The organism is Sulfurovum sp. bin170 (assembly GCF_010892395.1).
Taxonomy (GTDB): domain Bacteria; phylum Campylobacterota; class Campylobacteria; order Campylobacterales; family Sulfurovaceae; genus UBA1140.
This window is the reverse complement of the sequence record NZ_JAACKB010000057.1, coordinates 1-9,221: the sequence shown is the minus strand read 5'-3', so window position 1 is coordinate 9,221 and position 9,221 is coordinate 1. Positions and strand designations below refer to the sequence as shown.

Annotated in this window: 8 protein-coding genes; all 8 read right to left on the bottom strand. The window is 33.9% G+C overall.

Annotated elements, in window-relative coordinates:
* The coding region (locus GSY74_RS01315) for a ParA family protein (RefSeq protein ID WP_164663297.1) at positions 1–597 on the bottom strand (597 nt) is incomplete at its 3' end.
* 274 nt (positions 598–871) lie between these two features.
* Complete coding sequence (locus tag GSY74_RS01310; protein ID WP_164663296.1) at positions 872–2,020, bottom strand: nitrilase-related carbon-nitrogen hydrolase; 1,149 nt, start codon at positions 2,018–2,020, stop codon at positions 872–874.
* 3 nt (positions 2,021–2,023) lie between these two features.
* Positions 2,024–3,775, bottom strand: coding sequence for a type IV secretory system conjugative DNA transfer family protein (locus GSY74_RS01305; protein WP_164663295.1), 1,752 nt, complete (start codon positions 3,773–3,775; stop codon positions 2,024–2,026).
* Complete coding sequence (locus tag GSY74_RS01300; protein ID WP_164663294.1) at positions 3,776–4,246, bottom strand: hypothetical protein; 471 nt, start codon at positions 4,244–4,246, stop codon at positions 3,776–3,778.
* Between the two features lie 15 nt (positions 4,247–4,261).
* Positions 4,262–7,135, bottom strand: a complete 2,874-nt coding sequence (mobF, locus tag GSY74_RS01295; RefSeq protein WP_164663293.1) for a MobF family relaxase — start codon at positions 7,133–7,135, stop codon at positions 4,262–4,264.
* Between the two features lie 2 nt (positions 7,136–7,137).
* Entirely contained in the window at positions 7,138–7,674 is a 537-nt protein-coding gene (gene traF / locus GSY74_RS01290) for a conjugative transfer signal peptidase TraF (RefSeq protein WP_164663292.1), read from the bottom strand.
* Complete coding sequence (locus GSY74_RS01285) at positions 7,671–8,270, bottom strand: C40 family peptidase (RefSeq protein ID WP_164663291.1); 600 nt, start codon at positions 8,268–8,270, stop codon at positions 7,671–7,673. Before GSY74_RS01285 ends, traF begins: the two co-directional genes overlap by 4 nt.
* Positions 8,267–9,221, bottom strand: a 955-nt coding sequence (locus GSY74_RS01280; protein WP_164663290.1) for a TrbI/VirB10 family protein, incomplete at its 5' end; no start/stop codon positions are given. The genes GSY74_RS01285 and GSY74_RS01280, both read right to left, overlap by 4 nt.

Below are 9,221 nucleotides of genomic sequence, written 5' to 3'. Positions count from 1 at the left end.
TATCAATTTTTTTATCTCGTTCTTTGCTTTTCCCTTTTTTAGTTCGGTCACTCCACTACCCTCTTCCATACTTTTATAGTAATCTGCTCTATGTGCAATAACTGTTGACATCAACTCAAAATGTTCTAAATTATCAACAAGGTTTTCTATAATAGAAAAATCTTTTGCACTAGGACTAACATCATTTAAAAGTACATTTGCTTTTATATTGACTTTCATTTTTATTGATAGCTCTTTGAGTATATTATGAAATTTATATAGTCCTGCCATCTCTGTTACTCTATCCACAGCAGGGGTAAGAATTAAATCAGAGACATACAAGGCTACCCTATTTAGATTTGAATCAAATCCACCCACATCAATAATAATATCTTTATCCTCTGACCATGAATTTATTAATTCTATAAATTTTTCTGGACTTTCAGGTTGTATAATCTCTAGTTGCTTTTTATCATTTAATTTTCTTAGATTATTCGTATAGACTAAAGTTTTTTGAAAATCTAAATCTACTATAGGTATTTTCATCCCTATAGCTAAATGCCATGCGAGTAAACTTTTACCTACACCACCTTTTGAATGAGCTACAGTAATTATCATATTATTCCTTTTGTTTTCTCATGCGAAAATATTATTAGAATAATACCTTATTTTTATTATGATAAACTTATTTTCTCATGCGAAACTTTATTTATTAAAATGAGAAAATATCATTTCTATTGCCTCGATTTTCGCATGCGAAAATCGAGAACAGTATATTTTTTCACATCTAGATATATAAAGTAGCCCTCAAATACTCTAAGAATCAGAAGTTTTTAAATTGAAAATATTTTATAGTAACTATCTCCAATTTTCGCATGCGAAAATCGGAGACTTATATATTTTCGCTATAAATAACAGTCTTTTTAAATAGTTTTCCCCACAATTCCAAACTCCTCTTCTGAATTTCACCAATAGACTCATCTTCAACCCACCAAAGATTCGAGATACCAATAATGTATTGTGGCTCATAAAACATAGTATGAAGATAGATATAGGTTAGAAGCTGTTCATAACAGATAAAGACCCCTACCCTACTCTGTCGATACTCCACAGTTGGATTTTGAAATGGATATGCCCTAGCTCCCTGCTCCACCCAAGGTTTCCACATTGATATTGGTACAGGTACTCTCTGTTTATAAATGGTTTTGGAACTTCTGTTATTGAGTTCTATGAGAACATTATCATAGCCCCCTACTCCCTTATAGATATATGCACCTGCTAAAATAGTTTTATTACTATCCAATCTCTCCCATATCATCATATTGTTTTGGGTAAAAGCTCCTAATGCATTTTCATGAAAAAGTAAATTTCTATATTTACTTTTATTTGCTATGGCAAGAAGTTTTTTTTGTCGTCTATGGTCTCCTATAAAATCTATGGCTTGGTTTTTATAAGTTAGGTTCGAGTTTATGGGGTGTAGATTAGTGCTACCCTCTTGTGATGGTTCTTGATTGAAATTTAATACAGTGATAGCTAATATTGAAAGTATAGTAGTAAGTTTGATATATTTTTTCTGTCTCTTTAATGCTATGGTGATTAAATATATAGTTGCCAAATAGAGAGTTATTCCTATAAAACCTAGTTTTGGAAAAGCTATTGCAGATGATATTAGAGGATTGACCCAAGAGATAAATCCTATGGGTGGCACAATTAGAAGTGTTAGCATAATGGGGAAAAGAAATAATCTTTTTTTCTCTAATGAACTCCATACTGTAACCCAAATAAATGTTGATAATAATGAAGCTGATAGCCAAATTAATAAGGCTGTATATAAGTCATCATAATAATTTTGAGTTCCAATCAATAGACCTCTTGATGCAAAAAGATAGTAGCTAGAAACTAGAGTAAATAGATAGCTCCTTTGATTGATGTAGAAGTATGCAAAAAAGAGTAAGCTCGAAAATATCGTTAACTCAACAGAAAGACTCCATGAGATATACGCAATAATCATACCTGTTAGTGATATGATTATATACTTCATGCTTTATAGATTAACTTCTGAACGGTCTAAAAAAACTTGGTCCTTAAAAAAAAGTATCTGCTTACCTCTTATTGGTGCATGACCTGCTATAAAAATCAACATCTCCCCACCATCCAATATTTCACCTGTAGCTGTTGTTTTTGCTTTGGGTAGCCTAAGTATCTCATCAACCGTCATTAACGGTCTTGATACTTCTTGGTAGCTTTGTGAAACGCTTCCTAATATGAGAGAGAGTCTTTTTCCTGATGTGGTGATATTGCTTTTTACCACGGTAGTTGTTCCTGTCATTTTTGAAAGCAAACTTGCAGTATCCTCTTTGTTTGGGGTGAATGCTATTTTGATATGACAATTAGAGGTAATCGTCTCCTCTTTGCTATAGATTCTATAAAGCTGTTCTATATCTTGGATAATAATATAAGCAGTTATTCCATAACCTGCCATATAGGCTAATGACTTCTCAAAGAAATCTATTTTCCCTACGGCTGTAAACTCATCTAGCATAAGTAGCATTCTATGCTTGTAAGATTTTGTCTGCTTCCCATTTTTAAACTCTAATTTTTTTATGAGTTTTTTTAGAATTTGAAGCATAAGCACTCTAAATAGTGGTTGCATTCTATCTATATTCTCAGGGTCTATAACGATATAGAGAGTAACAGGCTCTTGGCTATTCATTAGCTCTGATAGTTTAAAGTCACTTCTTTTTGTATTTAGTTCTATAACTGGGTCTATATAGAGACTTAGAATATTATTGACTGTAGCTATAATATCACCTCTTGTTCTATCTGCGAGGTTAATTAAACCCATAGCTCCTGTAGAGATAGCAGGGTGAGTTAACTCATTAGCTTGGTCATGGTAGTAGCTTGACATATCAGCTAAAATATTATCAAGCTCTTTATCATTTAGAGATTTATATATATCAGATAGTGATGGGATAGGGTGGTGTTCATTTTTTGCAATATATAGCGTATGTAGTATAAAGCTAGATAGAAATGTCTTTCCTCCTTTCTCCCAAAAATCTTTTAATCCCTCTCCTTTTTCATCAAGAAGCATAATCACTATATTTTCTGTATCGGCTATCTCATAAGTGCTATCTAATCTTATCTCTTCTAGTGGATTAAACTTTGAACTCTCTCCTGTTGGGTCATTAGGGTTAAATTTTAGTATTTTATTATTGGCGTAGTGTTTTCTCCATCCTGCTGTGATGGCATAGTTCTCACCTTTTATATCTAGCACTATAGCACTCTCTGCCCAAGAGAGTAGGGTAGGGATTACCAAGCCTACCCCTTTACCTGAACGAGTAGGAGCAAAGGTTATAACATGTTCCTCTCCATTGTGTCTTAGGTAGTGTAGGGCTTTTCTTTTCTCTTTCCATCCTCCAATATAAAGTCCATCTTTTCTATTTAGGGTATGGGTTGCCTCTATCTCTTTTTTTGTAGCCCAGTGAGCCGTTCCATGTACACTTAGGTGTTTTTTCTCTTTTCTTTTGAAGAGTAGAAATATGGTCATATAGACAATAGCAAATATAGAAAATCCAAATAGAACTTGGCTATAGATATCCAAAAATATCGGTTCAAACTCTCTGTAATAGTTGATATGCCACTCTATCCATGCGTAAGGTTGATAGATATGTGGATATATCTCTCCTCTGAGTGATGGCTGATACTCGAATGTATAGGCTAAAAATTGAGTAGTAATAGAAGAGAATATTGTAAAGACAATAAAGAGGATTAAAAACTTTTTTATTTTACTACTCATCTATCTCTCTCTGCCTCTATTCCGTTCTTTACCCTGTTTTAATTTTTCTAAAACTTGATTTCGTCTCTCTTGGTCAAATTTCTGCTTTGGTTTCTGTAGAGATTTGAGATGGTCTATTAAATCCTTTTTTAGACTCTTTGCACTCTCCTGAATTTTATTAGGAGCTTTAATATTCTCTAGTTTAGATATGACTCTGTTCCAACTCTCTATAAGCTTCTCTACTTTCGGCTTTAAATCACTCTGCTCTTTTGGATTTTTTGCTAAATCATATATTGGATTACTCTTATTGATATTTTTGAGTTCAGAGAGATTTTTCTTCTCTTGCTCTTCAATACTCTTTTTTAGACTCCCCTTTTCTATTTTTATAAACTTAGGGTCTATCTGTTTGGTTGTTTTTGGATTCTCTTGAAACTCTTTAGCATACTTGTTAAATGTTTCATACATCGCTTCATACTCTTTGATAGTAGACATTTTTACTGCTCCTTTTTATCTCTCTATTCCCATCTCTTGTTTTTTAGAGCCTAGTTTATCTATGACTGCATCTCTTTTTGTCTTGTCTGCTCTTTGCACTTTAGACAGATTAAAAGCTTCTCTAACTTTGCTAAGACTGGGTCTTCTGAATCTTCGCTTGATTGCTTGAATATAGCCTCTAATGTTTCTAAAATCATACTTGTCTCTTTGCTCTGCTCGATGATTAGATTGTTCTGTTTGAGCTGATGGCTCTCTATCTCTTCTAGTTTCTCCATTATATCTTGGTTGCTTACCATTTTTCTCTCCTTGATAGTTTAGTGTTGACTTTTTATTGTTTGGATTTTTTATTCTCTCTTGCAGTAGCTCTTGGTTATCTGTGACTACCTCTATCTTCTCTTTAGCTCTGGTCACCTGAACATAGAATGAATTTTTGCTTGACATTCGACTATTGGCTAGAACCAAAACAGAGTTGGCTGATACCCCTTGTGACTTTATATCTGTTATGGCGTAGGCGTAATCTATATAGTTGTAATCTTCAATACTAAAACTGTAGTTCTTGCCATTTTGTAGTTTTGTTGTTATATTGCCATTCTCTATATCTGTTATGGTTCCCATTACTCCATTTTTAATTGGAGAGTTTTTTATATTTTTTGAGAAGATTATTTTTTCACCTGCTTTAAAAAATTTCTCTGTTTGGGTATAGGCATTAATCTCTGTTCCATATTTGCTTAGGTCTATCTCTTTTATCTGCTTGGAGTTCGTCTCTATTTTTAGAATATTTCTATCAGACGATATAACTCTTCCCTGTTCTCCTCTTTTAAACTTTGGTATAGCTCCATTGATAGATATAATATCATCTACCTCATAACTCTCTGAAAAGTAAGCGTTGGATGCTTTTATCTGTTTGGACTCTTTTATAGTGAATTGATGCTCTTGGTTTGGATTCTCTAGCTTATTTCTGATTTGATGATTAATCTCTTTTCTCTCTTGGTTAGTGGAGGTTAATATTAGGGGTTGATTTTTGTTTAGGTAGGTCTCTACGATATAATCTATTCTCTCCTCATAGTCCTCTATCTCTTTAAAAAGTTTGTTCTCCTTTAGTAGCTCTAATGCTCTATCTGTATCACCTTGGTTATAGGCTTTGACTATAGCTTTTGTGATATTGCTTTTTTGTCTTTGGGTCTCTTTGAGCTTTACAGTTTTTATACCGAACTTTTGCATATCAGAAAAGGCATTACCTGCTTGGATAGAGCTAAACTGTTTAATATCTCCTATGAAAATAACTCTTGAGTTCTCTTTTTGAGATATTTTCATGAGTTGATGTATCTGTTTAGAGCCTACAAGAGAGGTTTCATCTACGATATATAGTTTAGGCTTATCTCTATTTTGTTTTCTCTCTTGTTGTAGGTAGGAGTGCAAAGTATGACTTTTTATCCCTACTTCTTCAAGTCCTGCTGTTGCTTTTCCTGTATAGGATAGTCCTATTAGTTCTATATCATCTTTGAGTATTTTTTTTAGAACTCCAAGAGCATAAGTTTTACCTGTTCCTGCATCTCCTTGAACTGCGTTGTATCTATCTTTTGTGTTTAAAATCATCTCTAGCATCTTTTTTTGGTCTGAGGTGAGTTTGTCTATTTGATGCTCTTCTTGATTGATTATCTCATTTAAAGAGTTTGGCATAGAAGAGAATCCTTGATGAACCTTTTGGATAATCTCTTTTTCTATATCTATCATCTCTTTGGTGGTGTAGATATTCTTATCTAGTTTTAGGATATTTGAGTTTCTAAACTCTTTTACTATATCTGATTCTCTTAGAGAGTATTTTAGTGAAAACTTCATAGCATACTTTAGAATATCCTCTTTGGAAAAGGTACTCTCTTGGTTTGTTATTGCCGTGAGTGATTTATTAAGATAATTTAGAGCCTGTTTGCTTCTATCTTGGGGTAGGGTGGGGCGATTCTCTGCTCTATAGACTAACTTGGATAACCATTTTTTGTTATATCCTAAACTATCGGCTCTCTTTTTATTAGTGGCTCTAACTTCATCTCGATCAATTTTAGTTTTAGCTTTTTTACTCTCTTGGGTAATTTGTGCTTTAATCTCTACAAGTGATTTTTTAGGATATTTTTTCTTGTAGCTCTCTTCTAAAGCTTGAATCTCTTTAGAGCGTTTTGAGAACTCATCTATAATATCTTTTGGAACCTCTTTTAGCTCAAACAGACCCTTTTCAATCGAGGTAATTTCAATGGTAAAACCCAATTTGTTTAGATTATAGGCTAACTCATTTCTGTAGAATTGACCAAGATAGAGTTTGTTGTTAAAAAATGCCTCATTGGTCTGGGCGTTGAACTTTCCATCTTTCAGCACAGGAGTAAAGATAAAATTATGTGTGTGTAGTTGTGGGTCTAAGTCTCTACTTGTATCATGTTGAAATGAAGCATAAGCCATCCCATCGGCTTTAACGGTTTGAATTTTCCCATTAACAGAGACTCTTGTATAGAGGTAATCCTTTTCCACTTTCTCCATAGTCTGCTTTACAGCGTTATCATGGGCTTCCCTAATCTCTATTGCCATCTTGTCAAAACTATTTGCCTCTGCTATCTCTAGGAGGGTGCTTACTGATTTTGGGGCTGAGAAGGTTAAGTCTATACCTGCTCTTCTTTCTGTACTTCCTGCTCCTTTTGTGAGTGGTCTGTTATCTTTTGGATTGAAGCCGTGAAGTAGGGAAAGGTAGGTCTCTTGAGTAACTGTTTGATTCTCGTTGATTCCAAACTCTGATAATGCACTTCCTCTAAAATAGCCTTTTTCAGAGTTTTTTTGGTAGTAGTTCTCTTTCGTGTAGTAGGTTTCGGCTTGGGTAGCTTTTTGAGGATTGGATATTGATAGCATGGTTAATCCCAAGTCATTATTGGTGTGGCTCTACCAATAATATTTTCAAGTGGTATTTGACCAAAGTATCTGCTATCAAATGATTTTTCATTATAGTCACTCATAGCCCAAAAATAATCTTTTTTGACTCTTTGTGATTGTTGAAAATTCAGTAGATTTCCATTTCTATCTTTTTTAAAAACTCTACTGTTTTTAATGGGTTGATTGTTAACCAATACAACGCTATTCATAGTAATATTATCACCCTCTAAACCAAGAATCTTTTTAAGCAGTTGTGGTGTTTGATTAGGACATAAACTATTTTTTTGAGAATAGCCTTGTTTTATCATCCTATCTATCATCTTGCTTGGCACAGCACAAAATGAGACCAAATCACCTTTTTTATATTGATTACTTTTAGAGATTTTATAAAATCCTAGAGGAAATGAGCTTGTGGTATTAAAAATAACTTTACCATTTTTCATTGCATAAATAAATGTTGCAAACAGCAGTATAATAGTGAAGGTGAGCAAGATAAATATTTTTACTTTTTTTCTCATTGGAGTATCACTTTACTATCACTTTTTATCGCCTCTTCTAATTTGGATAAAGTTTGGTTGCTCTCTTGGTCTTGAGAGATGAGCCTTATCTTACTATTGGAGTGAACAGCTCTTTTAAGTGCTTCACTAAAAAAAATAGGTTGGAATATCTCTCTCTGCTCTTGGCTAAGAACCCTTGATACAGAAACAAGAAGAGAGCCGTATTTACTCTTTGTCAAATCAGATATAATAATCCCTTTTTTGGTTGATGCAGCATGAATAAATTTGTTATCTTCAAGATAGATTCCTACATGGGTAATTGAAATACCTCTTGTTTTATCAGTTAAGAAAAATAGTAGGTCACCTTTTTTATAGGATTCATCTATAACGATTGTTCCAACTTTAGATTGAAGTAGGGCAGTTCGTGGTAGAGTAATTCCAACTTGTTTATAGATATACTGTGTATAGCCTGAACAGTCAAAGCCCTGTGGAGTCTCTCCACCCCAAATATATTTACCACCTATATATTCTTTGGCTAAAGCTTCAATCGTTTTTGCTTGATTACTATTAGCCATTGAGTAGAGAACTATAAATAGAAGTGCTATAATTTTTCTCATCGACTCTGCTTCAATGGTTCTAAAAGCATATCTTTAGTAACAAAAATATTGAATCTATAACCATTCCTGATTTTAAGAGTTGGGGCGATATTGAGATTTTTGCTAATCATCTCTCCTGCTACTCTCTCTAATATAGTTTGGCTTGTATTGAATCCTTGATGACCACTTACAAATGTTACTCTTCCATTTTCTATATTTATCTCTCCACTTAACATGCCAAGCAAAAAAGCCGAACCAAATATCTTGAAATAGTGATTATCCACTTGGTCTGAAAATCCTGCGTAACCCTCTTGGTCTATTCCATTCATCGCTCCAATATTTAGCGTTTGACCATCAGGAAAGACGATTGAGTTAAAAGCTATAAGAACTCTTGTTTGACCATGCTGAACATGTGAGCCATAGACTCCTATGAGTTTTGAGCCTTGGGGGATGAGTAGGTGATTACCTGTTACAGTGTCGTATACACTCTCTCTAACTTGGGCAATTATATTTCCAGGGAGTTCAGAGTTTACACCACCTATTAGAACAGCAGGGATAAGTGAGCCTCTTTTTAACTCATAGGGTGATAGGGGTTTCTGTTTTGTGTGCTGTAAGTACTCATCACTTTTTTCTTGAAAGAGTGAGTTTTTAGATTGAGTCTGTTTAGCCTCTCCATTACCTTGAGTTATCTTATTATAATTTTTTAGGTAGTTTGTTAGAAGCTCTGTGTTTGGGGCATTGGAACCATCTGATTCTTTTGAGTTTTTGTTTATATCTATTGGGTTCGTTATATCAGCACCTGATATTTTAGTTTTACCTATTATCGCTTTTAGTAGGGCTTTTTGTTTCATTTTCTTGATGGCTAGTCGCTCTTTTTCACTATCCGTCATCTTTGGCTCTTTTGGAGAGTCTAGGGGAGGTAGAGTCTCTGTCTTAGAGATGGTTAGTGTTTTTGGAGTAGAGCTATTATTT

Coding starts and splice junctions, on each gene's coding strand:
- GSY74_RS01300 (WP_164663294.1), bottom strand. CDS start 4,246: ATGTCTACTATCAAAGAGTATGAAGCGATGTATGAAACATTTAACAAG.
- mobF (WP_164663293.1), bottom strand. CDS start 7,135: ATGCTATCAATATCCAATCCTCAAAAAGCTACCCAAGCCGAAACCTAC.
- GSY74_RS01285 (WP_164663291.1), bottom strand. CDS start 8,270: ATGAGAAAAATTATAGCACTTCTATTTATAGTTCTCTACTCAATGGCT.
- GSY74_RS01305 (WP_164663295.1), bottom strand. CDS start 3,775: ATGAGTAGTAAAATAAAAAAGTTTTTAATCCTCTTTATTGTCTTTACA.
- traF (WP_164663292.1), bottom strand. CDS start 7,674: ATGAGAAAAAAAGTAAAAATATTTATCTTGCTCACCTTCACTATTATA.
- GSY74_RS01310 (WP_164663296.1), bottom strand. CDS start 2,020: ATGAAGTATATAATCATATCACTAACAGGTATGATTATTGCGTATATC.